This window comes from Sorangium sp. So ce119, from assembly GCF_051524405.1.
Lineage (GTDB): Bacteria > Myxococcota_A > Polyangia > Polyangiales > Polyangiaceae > Sorangium > Sorangium cellulosum_G.
Genome location: NZ_CP150310.1, coordinates 10,868,049 through 10,886,130, shown reverse-complemented (window position 1 = coordinate 10,886,130; position 18,082 = coordinate 10,868,049). Strand labels below are relative to the sequence as shown.

The following is an 18,082-nucleotide window of genomic DNA, read 5'->3' as shown; positions in this document are numbered from 1 at the left end:
ACGGCCAAAAAAAATCAATAATTATCGATAGATCCGCGGGGCAGGAGCGGCTGGTTTTTCTTCCCGTGTGACCCAACGCGGGCCCACTCGGCTGCCTTCGTAGCCTCAGCGTCCACCACGACTGGGGAGCGGCAGTGGCGCTCCGGGCGGCGCCTGTACGGAACGTCGCCAAGGCGCGGGGGCGGCGCGCCTCGGGGCCGTCCCCGAAGTTGACCCGTCATCGGCGTCGTTCCCTGCGCGCGCCGGGGTCACAGGGAATGACGCCCTCACCGGAACGGCCACGGCTCGCCGACGCTCCGCGAGGCGATGCGGTAGTCGCCGGGCTCGCCCCACACCGCCGCCTCCCGATCGGGCGCGTTGACGCCCATCGCGAACGTGAACGACAGGACGGGCCGCTGCCCCGCGCGCGGTCGCCGCTGGGGCCCCGACCAGCGCACCTCCAGGTTCGTGGCGAGCGCCGCCTCCAGGGCGGCGACGGCCTCGTCGGCGTCGGTGGTCGTGACCCGGGTCCCAACGAAGAAGCCGGGGGTGTTCTGCTCGACGATGTGGAGGTGCTCGCGCAACCATGCGGCCCCGTGCGCTCCCGACGCCGGGGCGAATGGCGGCGCATAGAAGACCTCGGCGACCGCGGCGCCGACCAGGCCGGCGACGCTGATGCGATGCCACTGCAGGCGCTCCGGCTCGGGCGGCCAGGGCTCCGTCTCCAGCTCGATGGCGAGCGCCTCGAGGTACTGCGCCGGCCCGTCGAACGCCGGCGCCACGCCCGCGGCCTCGGTGTCGACCAGGTACACCTGGCCGCCCTCGCCGATCCAGAGCGAGGGGTACCCCTTCGCCACCACCGGCAGCAGCACCTCTCTCCCCGCGCGCGGCAGCTTCTCCGGCCCGAGCGGTCGTCCGCCTTCGAGCGCCTTCAGCGAGGCGAACACGCCGAGCCGCTTGTCCGGCGGAAGCGGCGTGCCCCCGGCGAGGCCCTCGAGCTCGAGCGCGCCCTCGTAAACGGGCAGCCCGCGCGCTTCCAGCAGACCCCGCAGCGCGTCGGGCGACGTGGTGTGCGCCGGGTCGCGGCGGAGGTCGAGCTCCTGGAAGACCTCGACAGCGTGCCGGCTCAGCCGTCTGCGCGCGCTGTAGGCGAGCCGGATCGGACGGTCACTACCACTGCGTGCCTTGCTCATCTCCGTCGCTCCCTGCGGCGCTGCTGCCGCATTCCCTGCGCCCATCGCGGGTCGGGCGGCGTGCTGCGAAGCGAGTCTGTCCCGGTCTCGCTGCTGGCGCCTGGCTGCACCACGCGCTCCCGCGGCGCGCCCCAGCGGTCCCGCCTGAAGGTGTCCGTCGTCACGTCCCAGGCACCGGCGCGCTCCGCTCCGGTGTGCCGCCTTGCATCTTCATTTATAAGTGACACGTTAGTAATGAATGGTCCGCCCGCGTAGCACCACCGACGAGGAGATCCTCGAGGAGGCCCGCGCCTGCTTCCTCGAGCACGGGGCCGGCGTGTCGACGACCGCGATCGCGGCGCGGCTCGGCATCTCGCACGGGGTGCTGTTCCAGCGCTTCGGCACCAAGGAGCAGCTCCTGTGCGCCGCGCTGCTCCCCCCGGCGGAGCCGCCGTGGATCGCGCGGGCGCGCTCCGGCCCCGACGACCGCGCGGCGCGGGACCAGCTCCTCGAGCTCGCGGAGGAGATCTCCGTGCACCTCGAGCGCATCGTGCCGTGCATCGCGGTGCTCCGCTCGGCCGGGTTCACCCTCGATACCGCCTACGAGCGACGGGAAGACTTCCCGCCGGTGCGCGCGCGCAGCGAGCTCGCGGCGTGGTTCGCGCGCGCGGCCGCGCGCGGCGCCGTGCGCCCGGTCCCGCCCGAGCACGCGGCCGACCTCTTCCTCGGCGCGCTGCAGTTCCGCCCATTCCACCAGCACATCGCGCGCGACGGGTTCACTCAGGCCGACGGCCGCGCCTACCTCGAGTTCGTGGTCGACGTGCTCTGCCGGACGCTCGATCCGGCCGGAGACCCGCGATGACCGCCGCGCACCGGTTCGACGAGCCTCGAACGGCGAGGCGCCATGCAACGTTCGACAGGTGAACAACGCCAGAGGAGCGCCGAGGACCCATGACGAACCCCATCGAATCCAGCAGCGGCTCACCCGACTCACCCGATCTCCCGGGCGCACCCGCGACGTCCGGCGGTGTGCCCGGGCCCTTCACCTTCCTCATGACCACCCCGAACGAGACGGGGCACCTGCTCCGCATCCTCGAGCTCGCGCGGGGGCTGACCGCGCGCGGCCATCGGGTGCTCGTGCACACGCAGGCCTCGGCGGAGGCCGCGGTCAGGGCGGCGGGCGCCGAGCTCGTGCCCTATGCCCGTCACCACAACATCATCATGCGGCTCCGCGATCGCCCGGTGGAGGGCGCGCTGCGGTGGGTCCCGACCATCCCCCGCAACCTGATCCGGTTCCGCGAGGCCCTGATCGAGAGCAGCGTGGAGCTCGCCGAGGAGCTCACGCCCATCCTCCGGCGCGAGGGCGTGGACTGCCTCGTCCATGACACCTTCGGCTTCGGCGCGGGCTACGCGGCCGAGCGCGCCGGCATCCCCAGGGCGAGCGCGGGGAACGCCGCGACGGTGCTCGACCCGGCGGGGCTACCGCTGCTCGCGCGGTCGATCCAGCTCCCGCGGCTCGTCGCCGACCGCCCCGCGCTCCTCCACGCCCTCGCCGACAGGCTCCTGCCGCTCTCGCGGGCGCGGGCGGCGCTCGGCCTGCCGCCGCGACGCCCGGGGGGCTCGGCGGAGTTCGTGCGCGCCGCGACGTCGCCGGAGCTCCACGTCGTGATGGCCCACCGCGGCTTCGTCCCCGACGTCGCGCTCCAGGAGCGGCAGCTCTTCGCCGGCCCTGTCTCGTTCAACACGCCCGGCGGGCACGGCCCCGAGGCGTCGCGCCCCGCCGCCCCCGTGGAGGTGCAGCCCGGCACGGTGCTCGTGAGCACCACGACAACGGGCAAGGACGGCGGCCTGCTCCGGCGCGTGCTCCTGGCGGTCGCGCCGATGGGGATCCCCATCCTCGCCACGGCCGCCAGCGCGGAGGACGTGCCCACCGGCCTCGGAGAACACGTCCGGATCGAGCGGTATCTGCCCCACGAGGAGGTGTTCCCCAGGGTGGCGGCGGTGATCACGCACGGCGGCTGGGGCACCATCGGACGCGCGCTGGAGCACGGGGTCCCGATGCTGATCATCCCGCTCTTCGGCGACCAGCCGATCAACGCCGCGCAGGCGGAGCGCGGAGGGTTCGCCCATCGCCTGCCCCTCGCCGAGGCGACGCCGGACGCGATCCGGGCGCGGCTCCGGGCGCTGCTCGCGGACGGGGCCTTGCGCGAGCGCGCGCAGGCCGCCGCCGCGGAGATTCGACAGCTCAAGTCCGGCGCGGTCGCCCCGAGGGCGCTCGAGCGGCTGGCCGCCCGCTCCCCCCACCGCGAGCGGGCGCGCCACGCGCCGCCGGCGGCCCAGGCGCTGGAGCAAGGGTGACGCGACGCCGGACCGAGAGACGCGGAGAGCGGGCGCGGCGCGCGGGAAGGCGCCCGTCACGAGCTCAGCGCGAGACCGCTCGCACCGCGCGCGCCGCGTCCACGAAGCCGAAGCCCGAGTCGAAGTCGAAGCCGAGGGCTCCGGGCACCCTCTGGGGACCGATGTCGCCCCCGAAGTTCCGCAGCCGCACGTCGTCCGCCGTGCGCTCCAGCGCCCCGTAGATCTCGAACGGCGAGAGCTGCTCCGAGCTGAACCTGCGGGCGATGTCGCGCGCGCGCCTGTCAATCATCAGGGCGGCGACGGCCGCGACGTGCGGCGCGGACGCCGAGGTGCCGAAGAAGTTCGGGAACCCGTCCGGCTCGCCGGTGCCCGGGATCCGCATCGCGAGGTCGGCGATGAAGAACGTCGTGTTGCCGCCGTCCGGCCCCGTCACGCCTGGCTTCAGCCGCAGGTGCGGAAACGAAAGGCGCTCGCCGCGATCACCGAACAGGACGGGCGTCCCGCCCGCCGACGAGAAGAAGTTCAGGCACGCTGGCCGACACGCTGGATCGAGCGGGCTGCCCCACTCCTCCGTCTGGAACCACGCCGCCGCGCCGACCGCCTCGGCGCCAGCGGCGTTCGGGTGGCCGAAGATCGTGGAGCTCCGCGTGTCGAACTCCTCGACGCTGAAGGTGCCCGCCCTCTCGAACCACACGTACTTCAGGAGCCCCGGCGCCGGACCGGCGATCAGCTCCAGGCCGAGCTGGAGGTCCAGACCCTCGACAGAGCGGTTGACGATCATCGCGAGCTCGACCGCGTCGCCGCCGATGTTGTTGGCCACGCCCGCCATTTGACAGACCTCTTGCAGATCATCGAGGTTGCACTCTTCCAGGGGTTCTCCGTTCGTGTCGTGGACGATCAGATCCATGTCGCTCCGCGAGCCGCGCACGCCGTTCGCCGAGAGCGAAGGCTGATCCCAGTTGAGCGCCACCACGGTGTTCGAGCCGGCGCTCACCGAGACGCGCTGCAGATCGTCGACGCCAGGGCCCGGCTGGAAGTCGTGGCGCCGCCCGCCGAGCAGACCGCGCCGTCGAGAGTCGCGGAACTCCGACTGATACGACTGACGCGCCTGGTTACCCGCGGACGAGAAGTACGCCACGCCCTTCTTGACCACCTCGTCCACCGCGTCGGCGACGATCCCGTCCTCGAACATGGGCTCGGCAAAATAAATGGTATCGTCGACGATGACGTCCGCGCCGTCGCGCGCGAGCGCGACGATGCCGTCGGCGAAGTCCTCCACGCTGACGAACGCGGTGTAGAAGGACAGGCTCGCTCCCGGCGCGACATCGTGGATGATCTGCATCATGGCGCGCCCTTCATCGATGCAGTCCGGGTTCGGCTCATCGTGCAGATCCTTCAGGACGCGGATATTCAATGGCAGGTCGCCGCTCGCGATGTCGTCCTCGGCGACGGTGAACCTCTCCCCGGGCACGAACGGCCCTGGCGCGCAGTCGAAGCTGTCCGACAGCACGCCGACGCGGACGCCCCGGCCATCCACCCCGAACCGCGCGCGCGCGACGTCGCTGCGCAGCGAGCGGTCACCTTGCGTCGTGACCAGACCCGCGTTCGATATCGCCATGATCGGCTGCATGGAGATGAGGCCGCTCGTCGTTGCGATGTCGTCGAGGCGCGAGATCGGAGCACGGCCCGACACGGCGCGGCCGTGGACCTCCGCGTTCAGCATGCCCTTCCCGGTGAGCTCGGCCGCGAGCGCCACGCCGTCGTCGCCGCGGGCGCTGACATCGACGTAGCCGCGCTGAACGCGGAGCATCGGGAACTTGCGATCCAGCGCGCCCTCACCTGGATGCGGGTGCGCCGCCACGGCTCGTTGCAGCGCGAGCAGATGGGGCCCGAGCTTCGCGCCCGGTCCCGACGTCACGTCGAGCTTGAGTTGCCTCAGCGCGTGCAGGGCCTGCCGCGACTCCATCGTTTCATCCTCCTCGACGAGCTCATTCGCGCATCCTGCAAGCGCCATGGATAGAGCCCACGCAGAGATCCCACGAAGCGTCATCCTCCGCCCCCCTCGAGCGCGAGGTCGAGGTCGGCGGCGTCGCAGCCGAGCCGGCCGGTCGGACAGCCGCGCGCGCAGCTCGGCCGGGTCGCTGGCCTGCCGAGGTCACCCTGCGGCGATTCCCGCGCTGACCTTGCGGAATACATCAACGTAGACAAAGCGTCCGAGGTGCTCCGCCGCTCACCGCGGGCGGCGTCGATCCCATCGAATGGACGTGACCTCTCCGAAGTACGATCGCGACGCCGCGCGGCGCGGGATAGAGCCGCAGTTCCGTCTGCTCGCCGAGAGCATCCCCCAGCTCGTATGGGCCGCCTGCTGCGACGGCTCGTTCGAGTACGTCAACCGCCGCTTCCGCGAGTACACCGGCCTCTCCGCCGAGCAGGCGAGGCGCCTCGGGCTGGCCGCCGTCCTCCACCCGGAGGACGCGGCGCGCTACGCCGCGGCGTGGCGGGCGGCCGTCGCGGGGGGCGCGGCGCTCGAGCTGGAGGTCCGGCTGCGGCGGCACGATGGCGTCTACCGCCGGTTCCTCGGTCGCGCCGAGCCCGGTGAGGACGCCGGCGGCCGCGGAGAGCGCTGGATAGGCACGGCCACCGACATCGAGGAGCGCAGGCGACGGGAAGGAGCGCCGCGCCGGCCGATCGGGCGCAGGCGGCTGGTCCGGGAGACGGCGCGCCACATCACCGTCCGCAGGCGCGCCGAGGAGGGCCTGCGCCAGAGCGAGGCGCGCCTGCGGCTGGCCCTCACGGGCGGCCAGCTCGGCGTCTGGGAGTGGGAGCTGGCGAGCGGCCGCCTCTTCTGGTCGAGCGAGGCGCTCGAGTGCGCGGGCCTCAGCGCGGCGCAATTCGGCGGCACCCAGGACGATTTCGTGCGCCTCGTGCACCCCGACGACACGGAGGCGGTCTGGGCGCAGATCGAGGGCGCGCTGCGCGGCGAGGCGGACTACTCCGGCGAGTTCCGCATCCTCCACGCCGACGGGCAGGTGCGCTGGGTCCACTCCCGCGCGGTGGTGCTGCGGGGTCGCGACGGGCGGCCGCGCCGGATGGTGGGCGTGGTCGGGGACATCACCGCCCGCAAGCTCGCCGAGCTGGCCCTCCGGGAGAGCGAGGTGCGCTTCCGCAACATGGCCGATCAAGCGCCCGTGATGATCTGGGTCACGGGGCCCGACGGGCGCGCCACGTACGGGAACCGGCTGTGGTCGGAGTTCTCGGGACAGGCCGAGGCGACCGCCGTCGGCCTCGGCTGGCTCGAGGCGCTGCACCCCGACGATCGTCTGGCGACCCTGCAGACGTTCCAGCGGGCCGAGGCGCGGCGCGAGTCCTTCCGGCTGGATTACCGCCTGCGCCGGCACGACGACGGCGCGTACCGCTGGTGCATCGCCTCGGGCACCCCCCGGCTCGGGCCGGACGGGGAGTTCCTTGGCTACGTCGGCTCGGTCATCGACATCACCGAGCGCAAGGAGGCGGAGCTCCTGCTGCAGCAGAGCGAGGAGCGATTCCGCCGCGCCGTGATGGCCGCCCCGTTCCCCGTCATGATCCACGCCGAGGACGGCCAGGTCGTCTGCGTCAACCGCGCGTGGACGGACATCGCCGGCTACGCTTCCGGGGACCTTCCCACCATCGAGGCGTGGGTCGGCAGGGCGCACGGGGCGCAGAAGGACGAGATCCTCTCCAGGATCCAGGCCCTGTACGCGCGGGAGGTGCCCTCCAACACCGAGCTCGAGGCCGTTATCACCACGGCGACCGGCGAGCGGCGCACGTGGCTGTTCCGCGGGGAGCCGCTCGGGAAGGACGCGGCGGGCAGGCGGCTCGCCGTCACCATCGCCCACGACATCACCGAGAGGAAGCAGGCCGACGACGCGCTCCGGGAGAGCGAGGCGAAGTTCCGGACGCTGGCCGACGCCATGCCGCAGATCATCTGGACGTCTCGCCCCGACGGCACCACCGAGTACTACAACCGCAAGTGGTACGACTTCACCGCGGTGCGGGAGGGCGAGGCGACCTCCGAGAGCTGGATCTCCTTCCTCCACGAGGACGATCGCGGGCGGTGCCAGGACGCGTGGCGCCGCGCCGTCGTGACCGGCGAGCCCCTGGAGATCGAGTACCGCTTCTTCAGCCCTGCTGCGCGCGAGCACCGCTGGTTCCTCGGCCGCGCGCTGCCGGTCCGCGGGCCGTCGGGCCACATCGTGCAGTGGTATGGCACCGCCACGGACATCCACGATCAGAAGTGCGCGGAGGCCGCGCTGAAGGAGGCGGATCGGCGCAAGGACGAGTTCCTGGCGATGCTCGCCCACGAGCTGCGCAACCCGCTCGGGCCCCTCCGCAACGCCGCCGAGATCCTCCGGCGGTCCGGGCTGCAGCAGCCGTGGGCGGCGCAGGCGTGCGGCGTGCTCGAGCGGCAGGTCGTGCACATGGCCCGGCTGGTGGACGACCTGCTCGACGTCTCGCGCGTCGCCCGCGGCAGGATCACGCTGCGCAAGGAGCGCTGCGACCTGACAGAGCTGCTCCGGCAGACCGCCGAGGACTACCGCAGCACGCTCGAGGCGAGCGGCCTCGGGCTCTCGCTGGACATCCCGGCCGAGCCGCTGTGGGTCCACGCCGACCCGACCCGCCTGTCGCAGGCCATCAGCAACGTGCTGCACAACGCGAGCAAGTTCACCGACGCCGGCGGCCGGGTGACGGTCTCGCTGTCGGCGGAGACGGAGGGCTCCGCCGAGATCCGCGTCCGCGACACGGGCATCGGCATGGATGCGGCGATGCTGGCCCGCGCCTTCGACCTGTTCACCCAGGCCGACCGCAGCCTCGACCGCAGCCGGGGCGGGCTCGGGCTGGGCCTCTCGCTGGTGAGGGGCCTCGTCGAGCTGCACGGCGGCGCCGTCTCGGCCGAGAGCGAGGGCATCGGCCACGGGACGGCGGTGGTCGTCCGCCTGCCGCTGGAGCGCAGCGTCGCGCCGCCGGCCGCGCGACCGGCGCCGACGACGGACGTCGCCGCGCGGTCGCTGCGCATCCTGGTCATCGAGGACAACGAGGACGCCGCGTCGATGTTGCAGGCGCTGCTCACCATGGAGGGCTACCGGGTCGAGGTGGCCCTGTCCGGGCCCGCCGGCGTCGATGCGGCCCGCTCGTTCCTGCCGGAGGTGATCCTCTGCGACATCGGCCTCCCCGGCGGGATGGATGGGTACGGCGTGGCGCGGGCCCTGAAGGGCGGCGCGGGCGCCTCCCCCTGGCTGCTCGTCGCGCTGACCGGCTACGGCCGGGAGGAAGATCGCCGCCGGGCCCAGGAAGCCGGCTTCGACATGCACTTCACCAAGCCGATCGAGCCGAGCTCCCTGGAGAGCCTCCTCGCTTCCATCGCGGCGCGGGGGTGAGGCTCCCGCGGCGCCGGACCGGACCTGGCCGCGTGCCGTTCAGGGCGCTGTCGGATCGTTGACGCGCCCCGCGAAGAGGATCGCCCCGGTCGGGACATCGCTGATGAAGAAGAAGAACGGGCGGTCCAGGACGATCACCGCAGGCTCGGGGGGGTCGACCGCGCCCCCGCTTCCGGAGACGGCGAGGACGACCGCCGTCGCCGCTGCCGCCTCGGTACCGGCCTCGTCCACGTCGATGACCGCCTTGTGAAGGACGTCCTGGATCTGGACCCCTCCGCCGCCGAGGATGCCCGAGAAGTCGGCCCCCGGACCGAAGGCGACCTCCATGCCGAGCCCCGTGAGCGCTTCCTTGAGCGAGGCGGACGAGCCGAACGAGAACTTCGGCATCGTGATGTCGACCGACCGGTACTGCATCGAGGCGATGAGCGCCTCGAGCGCTTCGCCGTCGAGCGACGCCTCGAACGCTTCCGCGGTCCCCGCGGTGGGCATCACGAGGAACATCGAGACGGAGGCCCCGTGATAAGGGATCTCCACCGCTTCCCAGCCGTCGTCGGCGCCGTGGCGCGTCACCTGCCTGCCGTGCATCATCTGGGCGGTGACGCTCGTGTCGTCGCCGCGCCGGAACGTCCCGGGCTGCGTCGCGTCCTCCTCGAACGGCGTGCTCCACGCAGCTTCGAAGGAGATCGCATTGACGACCACGAGCCGCGATTCCTGGGTCAACGCGCCCTGGAGGAGCTCCGGGATCTTGCCCTCTGTCTGATCGCTCACCCACGCATTGATGAGGTCCTCGGCCTCCGGCGGTCTGTCGAAGTCCGCGAGCCGCACGGGCGCCCCGTAGTTCTCGCCGAGCACCTTCAGGAACGACGGCTCGATCGCGAGACCGACGTGCGACCAGAGCGCGTTGGCGGTGTGGAGCCGGAACCCGACGCCCACCCCCTCACCAGGATCTCTGGCGCGCGTCTTCAGCTCGAGGTCCAGGTGGTTGAACGCCGCGTGCAGCCGCGCCTGGGGAAGCTCGAACCGCATCGCCTCGGCCATCGCCTGCTCCGTCGCGCTCCGCGCGCCCGCGTAGGTCATCGCGAGCGCGGTCGAGACGCTGAAGGGCGAGTAGATGACGTTGTTCGTCGCGCCGCCGAGCGCGCGGCCGAGATCGAGCGCGAAGCTCTTGTTGTTGCGCGAGAGCGACGCCTGATCCTCCGGCGGGACGTCCGGGGTCGTGATCCGCGTCGTGTCCGAGGCCAGCACGCAGCCAGGCTTCGCCTCGAAGCACGCGACGGGGTCGGGGCGCGAGCCGCCTCCTCCTCCCGCGCCGCCTTGACCGGAGCCTCCCCCTCCCGCATTCCCGTCCGGGCTCGGGCCACACGCCACGAGAGCCGACACAAGCATTGCCACCAGGCCAGTCGTTGTTCTCATGAACCCGGGCCTGAGCAGCCTGCATGCCAGCGCGCTTTGGCGCGGAAACCGCGACCTTGCTCGAGGCGTGTGCCATACAGAGCCAGAGGCACCTCCATGATGTGTGCCATGGTGGCCGAACTACTCAGCATTTGACCCAGATGAGGGGCACAGGGCATCGAGCCGGATTGTGCCACCCTGACCGAGGTCGCTCAGGAGCTCCGGCGAGCGCTGGAGCGATGCGGCGCGGCGCTATCGCGGAGCTCGGGCCGGCGCCGCGCCGCGGCCGGGCAACGTCAGGGCGCAGCCGATCGTCAGGAGCAGCGCCGCGCAGAAGACGGTGATGGCCGTCGTGTGCTCGCGCAGCACGACGTCGCGGTCGCGCGTCTCGGTGAGGACGAGGCCGAGCACGGTGAGGCCGGCGATGCCGCCGAGGTAGCGCATCGTCGAGGTGATGCCCGCGGCCATCCCGCTCCTGTCGCGCGGGACGTCGCTCATGGCGGCGGCCTGGGACGGCGCGGACGTGAGGCCGAGGCCCGCGCCGAGCACGAGGAGCGCCGGGACCGCGTCGGTGATGACGGCGAGCGGCCGCGCCGCGAGCAGGACCATGCCGGCGAGGGCGAGCGAGCAGCCGATCAGGGCGACCGCGCGCGCCCCGAAGCGCTCGGAGGCGCGGCCCGCGAGCGGCGAGGCGACGACCATCATCGCCATCATCGCGACGAGCGTGTTGCCGACGTCGCGCGGGCCCACGTCGGACAGCCGCGCCGCGACCTGCGGCAGCTCGAACAGGACCGAGTACATGGCGAAGTTCTGGAGGGCGATGATCAGGCTGCCGCCCACGAAGGTGCGCCGCCGGAACAGCGAGAAGTCGATGACGGGGTCCGCGGCGCGCCGCTCCCAGAGCACGAACGGCACGAGGCTGAGGGCGCCGATCGCGGCCGCCCAGCGGAGGTGGGCGTTCTCGAGGCCGAGCACGAGGCCCATGAGCGAGGCGCCGAGCAGCGCCGAGCCGAGGAGGTCGAAGCGCGCCCGCGGCGCGGCGGGCCCCGTCGCGGATGGCCCCGCGGCAGCGGGCGGCGCGCCCGCAGGGGCCGGGGGCGCGGGCGGCGCCGTGCGCGCGAGCGCGGCCGAGAGGAGCAGGACCGGGACGTTCGCGAGGAAGATCGACGTCCACCCGAAGTGCCCCACGAGCAGCGCCCCGATCTTCGGGCCCGTGCCCGCCGCGATGCCCATCATCGCCCCGAAGGCGCCGAACGCGCGCCCGCGCACCTCGGGCGGCAGCTCCGTGCGGAGCATGGCCGTCGCGCTCGGGGCGAGGATCGCGGCGCCCGCGGCCATCGCGACGCGCGACGCCGTGAGCACCGGGAGCACCGGCCACACGGTGGCGAGCGCGGCGCCGAGCGCGAAGACGAGCTGGCCGAGCGCGAGCGCGCGCCGGTGGCCGAGCCGGTCGCCGAGCTTCCCCCCGGGGCTCTGCAGGACGATGTTCGTGAGCAGGTAGCTCGTCACGAGCCCCTGGCGGAGCTCGCCCGAGCCTTCCTGGAGGTCGCGCGCCATCTCGGGCAGCGCCACCGCCACCATCGTCGAGTTGAGCGGCGCGAGCGACGCGGAGAGCACGATGGCGGCGAGCAGCCGCACCGGCACCCGGGACGAGGCCTCAGCCACGCGTGATCGCCCGCCTCTGGAGCAGGTACAGGCGGTCGCCCGCGAACGCCCACTCGACGTCCTGCGTGCCGCCGAACGCCGCCTCGCACGCCGCGGCCAGCGCCTCCAGCGCGGCGAGCCGGGCGTCGTCGAGGCACAGCGCCGCGGCCCGCTCCGGCTCGACCTCGACCTCCCGCGTGCCGCCCTCCTCGGCCCACACGATCGCGATGTCCTTGTCGCCCGCGCGCCGCTCGAGGACGCGCCCGCCGCGGGCCATGCGGTAGCCGTCCGGGGTCACGAGGCCCGCGACGACCGCCTCGCCGAGGCCCCACGTCGCCTCGACGACGCGCTCGTCGGCGCCCGTGGTCGGGTTCCGCGTGAAGAGCACCCCCGCGCAGTCGGCCTGCACGAGCCGCTGCACGACGATCCCCATGCGCGGCTCCGGCGGGAGCCCGAGCCGCCGCCGGTAGGCGAGCGCGGCCTCGGTGCGCGCCGAGCGGTGCACCCTGTGGACGGCCTCGATCAGGCCCTCGCGGCCCCGCACGTTGAGCTCCGTCGCGTGCTGCCCCGCGAAGCTCGCCGAGGCGCCGTCCTCGCCGACGCCGGACGACCGCACGGCCACCGGCCCGTCGAGCGCGCGGGACGCCTCGACGAGCCGGTCCACGGCCGCGCCCTCCCCGGCGACGACGCGCTCGACGAACGCCGCCGACAGCGCCCAGCCCGGCGGCACCGGCAGGCCGCTCCGGTGCGCGCGCCCGAGCTGCGCCGCCTTGCCACCGAAATCTCCCTCGGCCAGGGCCTCGTGCAGGCCCGCGATCACAGCGCCGCCTCGCGCGCGCCGCGCTCGGGCGCCAGGATCGTCACCTCGCCGGCGGCCCCGTCGACGCGGACGCGCGCCCCGTCCGGGATCGTCGCCGTCGCCTCCCGCGTGCCGACGATGCCGGGGATGCCGTACTCGCGCGCGACGATCGCGGCGTGGCAGAGCTGGCCGCCGCGGTCGGTCACGATCGCGCCGAGCAGCGGGAGCACCACGTTGAACGACGCCGACGTCGCGCGCGTCACGAGCACGTCGCCCTGCTGGATCCGCCCGAAGTCGTCCGGGTCGAGCACGACGCGCGCCGTGCCCTCGTAGACGCCCTCGTTGATGGACAGGCCGCGGACGGTCGTCTCGGTGTTCCGGGCCTCGGACTCCTTGAACACGCCCTGCATGAGCGCCTCGACGGCGCGCGACGCGCGGCGCGCGGGGGCCGGGAAGACATCGAGCGGCGGCGGCGGGCCGGGGGGCGCGTTCAGCCACGGGGGAGCGTCCGCGAGGGTCGCCGTCGCGCGCCAGCGCGCGCGCCCGGCGATCTCCGCGGCGGACGGCGCACCCCGGTCGCGCAGCAGGCCGATCATCTCCTCGAGCGCGAGGTCGGCGGCGTGCTCGGGGTCGTCGATCTTGCCGGCGGCGGCGAGGCGGCGCCCCGCCTCGAGGACGGCCCGGCGCCCGAGCCCGGTGCCCCAGCTGTCCGTGTAGAGGGCGCGCTCGTCGCGGAGCCGGCTCACGTGGCGCGCCTCGCGGAGCAACTCGTCGAACTGCGCGCGGTGGGCCGCGGGTACGCGCTCGCGCAGCGCCCTCTCCTTCGCGTCGCGCGCGGCGAGCGCCCGATCGCCGCGGTCGCCCTCGACTGCCGCGCGGATCGCCCGGACGAGGGTGTCGGGCAGCTCGCCGCCGGTCTTGTCGGACACGTCGTAGCCCACCGTTCGAAAGCGCACGAGGTCGAGGTAAGCGCGCGTCGCCGGGCCGACGTCGCCCTCCATGGCCGCGAGCGCGTCGAGCACCGCCTGCGGGTCGCCCCGCCGGGCGAGCGCCTCGCGGCCCGCCTCGCTCGCGCGCAGGGCCCTGGCGAGGACCCCGAGCTCCTCGGTCGCGACGCCCTTCGCGAGCGGCGTGGTCCCCTGCAGGAGCGCGAGCGCCTCGCCGGGGCTCGCGCCGGTCCATTCCGTGACGTGCGCGAGGTAGTCGCCGATCGGCAGGACGGCGGCGAAGTTGTAGCGGTGGTGCACGGAGACCATGTCTTCCATGTGCGCGTGGGCGCGCCGCAGGTGCGCGATGAGCGCCTCCGCGTCGAGCGTGGCGGGGTCGACCGCCTGGACGGCGAGGTTCTTCTCGGTGGCGCGCGGCCGGTCGACGCGATCCCACCGGTCGAGGTCCTCGCGCCACAGCTTCCCCTCGAACACCCGGCGGCTCTGCCGGATGCGCGCGCGCATCCGCGGGTGCAGGCGCAGGAGGAGCCACAGCAAGGGCTTCGGCGGCGGCCCGCTCGCCCCTTCCGGCGCGCCGTGGATCACCGGCTGCGAGTACATGAAGCCGTTGACGACCGCCGGCTTGAGGTGGCTCATCAGGAGGCCGTAGCGCTCCGAGCCCTCGGCGAACCCCCTCGGCATCCCGCGCGTCAACGCCTCGGCGGCGAACCGGGTGACGGGCCGCATGAAGTGCGCCCGGTCGATCTCCCAGGGGCCCGGGCCGGGGGCCTCGAATTTGACGCCGGTGAAGCTCGGATCTCTCTTCATGGCTGGACCACCTCGACCGATGCGCCCCGCCCGCGCGAGCCGCCGTTCGGTCCCGGGGACAACCGCGACAACGCGGTGACGTCGCGGTCACGAATTCATGTCGGCAACCGAGGGTAGGGGTCGCGATCGCGACGGTCCAGTCCTCCGGCGGCCGCGGTGAAGGCTGTTCATCCGCGGATTCGCGCGTGGGCGCGTGGGCGATGGACGTTCAGGGCGGCCCGAGCTCGCGGAGCAGGGCGCTCACCGCGTCGCTCGAGCCGTCGAGCATCTCGCGCACGAGCTCCGCGGGCGTCTTGCCGCCGTCCGCGCGGCGGCGCGCGTACGCCTCGCGGGGGACGCGCCGCAGCGACGCGGAGATGCGCGCGCGGACCTCCCAGAGCCGCTCGGCCAGCGTGGCGGCGGGCGCGGGCTCGTCGCGCAGGGGCGGCGCGCCCTCGATCGCCGCGAGCACGCCGCGCGCCGTGGCGAGCTCGGTCGTCGCGATCTCCTCGACGAGGCGCGCCGCCGCCGGCGGCCCCGCGCTCCGGGCGAGCCTGTCGCGGAGCGCCGCGGCCTCGCGCGCGTAGAGGTCGAGCAGGAGGTGGACCTCCGAGCCCGCGGGCGGCGGCGACGGGTCGAACGCCGCGAGCATGCAGTCGAGCCACGCGCAGAACCGCCTCCCCGCGGCGCCGAGCTCCCCCTCGTGGCGGCGCAGCGCGTGCACGAGGAAGTGGGCGCGGTCGAACGAGCGCCGCGCCTCCCGGCCCGGATCGAGGTCGCCGAGCGGGCCGAACTCCGCCTCGAGCTCCCCGGCGCGCCGCTCCACGGCGCGGAAGAAGAGCGCGAGCGCGACATAGACGTGCAGGACCGTGAGCATGCGGTTGACGGTCCAGTCGCGCAGCCCGCTGGGATCGCGCCGGTGCCACGGCGGGCTCACGACGGGGGATCGCTCCATCCGGTAGCCCGTGCGCAGGAGCGAGTGCGTCAGCTCGAGATCGATGAACTTGAGGTGCATCGACTCGTGCAGGAGGTGCTCGGCCGCAGACCAGGGCGTCTTCAGCGTGACCGGCCCGAGGACGACCGTCCCGCACAGGCCCGCGACGGTCGCCGATCGGAACCCGCGCGCCTGCGCGGGCGCGTCGCCGTCGGGACCCGCCACGACGACGAGCTGCGCGTGCGCGAGGGCGCTGCGGGCGAGCTCCGGCAGGAGCGCGCCGAGGAGCCGGGCCCCCTGCAGCAGCGTGCGGCGGTCGCGGGCGTCCGGCGCGGCGGGGCGCAGCCAGGGGAGCTTCTCGCGGAAGAGGGCCGCGAAGCGCCGGGAGCTCGGCCGGTCGTCGTCGCCGCCGCACCAGACGAAGCCGTGGTGGGGCGCCTCTCCGAGGCGGATGTCGCGCGCGGCGCCGGCGGCGAGCGGCGCGTCCCGGCGCGCGCCGCCGGCGAGGGCCGCGGCTTCGCGCAGGATCTGCTCCAGCGCCTCGGGGCGCGGGTGGCTGACCTGCAGCCGGTGGTGGCCGATCGCGTCGTGGATCGCGGCGCGCACGACGGGATCGCCGAGGACGCGGTAGCGGCGCGCCGCGCCGGCGCCGCGCAGCGCGGCGAGCAGCGCGCGGCTGGACGGGACGCGCCCCTCGAGCAGCTCGAGCCGGCGCTCTTCATGGCGCCACGTGCACCGATGGATGTAGTCGCAATCGCCGAACGGGCGGCCGTTCGCCAGCGCGCCTTCGACGATGTCCAGCACCTGCGGTTGTTCCTTTTGCATCGACCTGGCTCCGTGAAGAGGCGTCTCGCGACGGCGAAACGAAGCGCCGGCGCCCTCAGCGGCCCTCACGGTCGCTGACGGCACCGGCGTATCCATTCCAATCGCCCTCTGCCCGTCAGGCTCAGAACTCGAAGATCTCGTAATACATCCCGCAGGCGGCGCCGTCCGGGCTCAGGGACACGCAGCGGGCGACCGCATCGAGGTCGTCCATATCGAGCTGCAGCTCGATGACGTCCGCCTCCACGAGGGTGTGTTCCGTCCCAATGGTCTTCGTGCTCATGATCGATCGAACCCTTTCTGCGGCAGCGAGCTGCGCTGGCGTTTTCCCCTCAAGCGCGCGGCGTGCCAATCCACGCACCGCCGCGCGCTGCGCTTCTCTAGCGCTGGACGGACGCGCGTCGCGCGGGCGCTGCGCTCTTCGCGTGCTGGACTGGCGCGTATTGCGCGGGCGCCGCCCTCTTCTGGCGCTGGGGTGGCGCGTCGCGCGAGCGCTGTGCACCGCGAGCGCTGGGCTGGCGCGCTCTGCGCGGGCGCTGCGCTCTTCCGGCGCTGGATCGAGCGCATCTCCGCCGTTCACGGCTCGACAGCGGAGCGACCCACGCTGACGCGTCAGCGCGGGACCAGGCGCGCTGCTGGCGCGCCAGCGGCGCGCCAGCAGCGCGCCAGCGACGCGCCAGCGACCCGCCAGACCTTCGGATCGGCGCGCTCCTCGATGGAAGACCGACCATGACCGCGCGGACACGCCGAGCCCAGCGGCTGGCCCGCCCGTTGCTCAAGCCGGAGCACGCACCGACGTGAGCCCGATTCTCGGACTCGATCGTCGGCGCCACGTGAGCCGATCGCCGGCGCCTCGCTGCATCGAGACCAGGCGCCGCGCCGGTCCTCGACCGGACGGCACACGCTCGAACGTCGATGCCTTATCCACCCGAAGGACGAAACATCATGCGCATTTCCACGGTCATCTGGTCACGCCTCTCGTCTGTGTCTCTGATGCTCGCCGGCGCGCTCGCGCTCGGCGGTTGTGTGGCCTCCGCAGAGGGCTCTGACGCCGAGACGCTCGGCGACGAGGCCGACATCGGGTCCACGGAACAGGCACTCTTCTGGGGATGGACCCACTACACGTCGGAAGAGTCCGCGCCGATCCTCTGCGACAGCGGGAGCCTCCTGAACGCTGTCCAGTGCAGCGGGGACTACTGCGACAACATCCGCGCTTACTGCGAGCCGGCGGGCGGGAACATCGGTCACACGTACGCGACGGATTACTTCTCCGAGGAGGGGACCGACTACCGGTACTGCAACCTCGGCTACTGGGTCACCGGGATCACGTGCAGAGGTGCCTACTGCAACGACATCTCCCTCCAGTGCTCCCATATCAGCAACTTCTCCGAGAAGAACTGTTACTGGACCGGATGGGTGTCCGAGGAGGGCGGCGGAAGCCTCTCGTTCGGCGCTGGTTACTTCATGGTCGGCGCCCAGTGCGACGGCGACTATTGCGACAGCAAGCGCTTCTACGTCTGCCAGGCGGGATAGCGCGCCCTCCCCGCCTCCTACGCATCCCCTCGAATTCTTTGGAGAATTCACAGGGAGGCGGGGAGGCGGGGAGGAAAATCTTCCAGTACTCCCCGCCTCCCCGCCTCCCTGTTCAATTTCTCTGCTGAAGAGGGCTGCGAACGAACAAGGGGATCCCTCAGCCTCGCCTCCCCTCCTCCGCTACGCCCCCCGGAGGACACACAGCCTCTCGTCTCCTTCTCTCCTCTGTGCCCTCTGTGCCTCTGTGGTTCCATCTCTCATGAACCAGGGACGGCCCCCGGCGCCCCTGTGCGCGCGCACAG

Annotated in this window: 12 protein-coding genes; 4 read left to right on the top strand and 8 right to left on the bottom strand. The window is 73.1% G+C overall.

Annotation, left to right across the window (positions count from 1 at the left end; all coding sequences use genetic code 11):
- Positions 1 to 266 precede the first annotated feature (266 nt).
- Positions 267 to 1,172, bottom strand: coding sequence for a hypothetical protein (locus WME76_RS41160; protein WP_437957625.1), 906 nt, complete (start codon positions 1,170 to 1,172; stop codon positions 267 to 269).
- A gap of 238 nt (positions 1,173 to 1,410) precedes the next feature.
- On the opposite strand from WME76_RS41160, the gene WME76_RS41155 reads away from it, so the two are divergent.
- Together WME76_RS41155 and WME76_RS41150 are read left to right on the top strand one after the other, a co-directional pair.
- A complete protein-coding gene (locus WME76_RS41155; RefSeq protein ID WP_437957624.1) occupies positions 1,411 to 2,013 on the top strand; it encodes a TetR/AcrR family transcriptional regulator in 603 nt (200 codons plus the stop codon).
- 89 nt (positions 2,014 to 2,102) lie between these two features.
- Entirely contained in the window at positions 2,103 to 3,509 is a 1,407-nt protein-coding gene (locus WME76_RS41150; protein WP_437957623.1) for a glycosyltransferase, read from the top strand.
- Positions 3,510 to 3,573: 64 nt separating this feature from the next.
- Here the strand turns inward: WME76_RS41150 and WME76_RS41145 are convergent, their stop codons facing one another.
- The gene (locus WME76_RS41145; protein WP_437957622.1) at positions 3,574 to 5,475 is read right to left on the bottom strand and encodes a S8 family peptidase; all 1,902 of its coding nucleotides are present in this window, start codon (positions 5,473 to 5,475) and stop codon (positions 3,574 to 3,576) included.
- Positions 5,476 to 5,773: 298 nt separating this feature from the next.
- Here WME76_RS41145 and WME76_RS41140 point away from each other — a divergent pair, with 298 nt between their 5' ends.
- Positions 5,774 to 8,923 (top strand): PAS domain S-box protein, encoded by a 3,150-nt coding sequence (locus WME76_RS41140; protein WP_437957621.1) that lies wholly within the window; start codon positions 5,774 to 5,776, stop codon positions 8,921 to 8,923.
- 39 nt (positions 8,924 to 8,962) lie between these two features.
- Here the strand turns inward: WME76_RS41140 and WME76_RS41135 are convergent, their stop codons facing one another.
- The 6 genes from WME76_RS41135 to WME76_RS41110 form a co-directional block, all read right to left on the bottom strand.
- A complete protein-coding gene (locus WME76_RS41135; protein WP_437957620.1) occupies positions 8,963 to 10,168 on the bottom strand; it encodes a serpin family protein in 1,206 nt (401 codons plus the stop codon).
- Between the two features lie 399 nt (positions 10,169 to 10,567).
- A complete protein-coding gene (locus tag WME76_RS41130; RefSeq protein ID WP_437957619.1) occupies positions 10,568 to 11,980 on the bottom strand; it encodes an MFS transporter in 1,413 nt (470 codons plus the stop codon).
- On the bottom strand, positions 11,973 to 12,779 hold the full coding sequence (locus WME76_RS41125) for a PEP/pyruvate-binding domain-containing protein (protein ID WP_437957618.1): 807 nt from the start codon (positions 12,777 to 12,779) through the stop codon (positions 11,973 to 11,975). The genes WME76_RS41130 and WME76_RS41125 overlap by 8 nt, the downstream gene beginning before the upstream one ends.
- Positions 12,776 to 14,512 (bottom strand): PEP-utilizing enzyme, encoded by a 1,737-nt coding sequence (locus WME76_RS41120; protein WP_437957617.1) that lies wholly within the window; start codon positions 14,510 to 14,512, stop codon positions 12,776 to 12,778. The genes WME76_RS41125 and WME76_RS41120 overlap by 4 nt, the downstream gene beginning before the upstream one ends.
- 208 nt (positions 14,513 to 14,720) lie before the next feature.
- Complete coding sequence (locus WME76_RS41115) at positions 14,721 to 16,250, bottom strand: aKG-HExxH-type peptide beta-hydroxylase (RefSeq protein WP_437957616.1); 1,530 nt, start codon at positions 16,248 to 16,250, stop codon at positions 14,721 to 14,723.
- Positions 16,251 to 16,371: 121 nt separating this feature from the next.
- Positions 16,372 to 16,530, bottom strand: coding sequence for a hypothetical protein (locus WME76_RS41110; protein ID WP_437957615.1), 159 nt, complete (start codon positions 16,528 to 16,530; stop codon positions 16,372 to 16,374).
- 662 nt (positions 16,531 to 17,192) lie between these two features.
- Between WME76_RS41110 and WME76_RS41105 the strand changes: the two genes are divergently transcribed.
- Complete coding sequence (locus tag WME76_RS41105) at positions 17,193 to 17,780, top strand: hypothetical protein (RefSeq protein WP_437957614.1); 588 nt, start codon at positions 17,193 to 17,195, stop codon at positions 17,778 to 17,780.
- Positions 17,781 to 18,082: the final 302 nt, after the last annotated feature.

Excerpts from the sequence above, each read along its gene's own strand:
- WME76_RS41160 (WP_437957625.1), bottom strand. The coding sequence starts at position 1,172 with ATGAGCAAGGCACGCAGTGGTAGTGACCGTCCGATCCGGCTCGCCTAC.
- WME76_RS41155 (WP_437957624.1), top strand. The coding sequence starts at position 1,411 with ATGGTCCGCCCGCGTAGCACCACCGACGAGGAGATCCTCGAGGAGGCC.
- WME76_RS41150 (WP_437957623.1), top strand. The coding sequence starts at position 2,103 with ATGACGAACCCCATCGAATCCAGCAGCGGCTCACCCGACTCACCCGAT.
- WME76_RS41145 (WP_437957622.1), bottom strand. The coding sequence starts at position 5,475 with ATGGAGTCGCGGCAGGCCCTGCACGCGCTGAGGCAACTCAAGCTCGAC.
- WME76_RS41120 (WP_437957617.1), bottom strand. The coding sequence starts at position 14,512 with ATGAAGAGAGATCCGAGCTTCACCGGCGTCAAATTCGAGGCCCCCGGC.
- WME76_RS41115 (WP_437957616.1), bottom strand. The coding sequence starts at position 16,250 with ATGCAAAAGGAACAACCGCAGGTGCTGGACATCGTCGAAGGCGCGCTG.
- WME76_RS41110 (WP_437957615.1), bottom strand. The coding sequence starts at position 16,530 with ATGAGCACGAAGACCATTGGGACGGAACACACCCTCGTGGAGGCGGAC.
- WME76_RS41105 (WP_437957614.1), top strand. The coding sequence starts at position 17,193 with ATGCGCATTTCCACGGTCATCTGGTCACGCCTCTCGTCTGTGTCTCTG.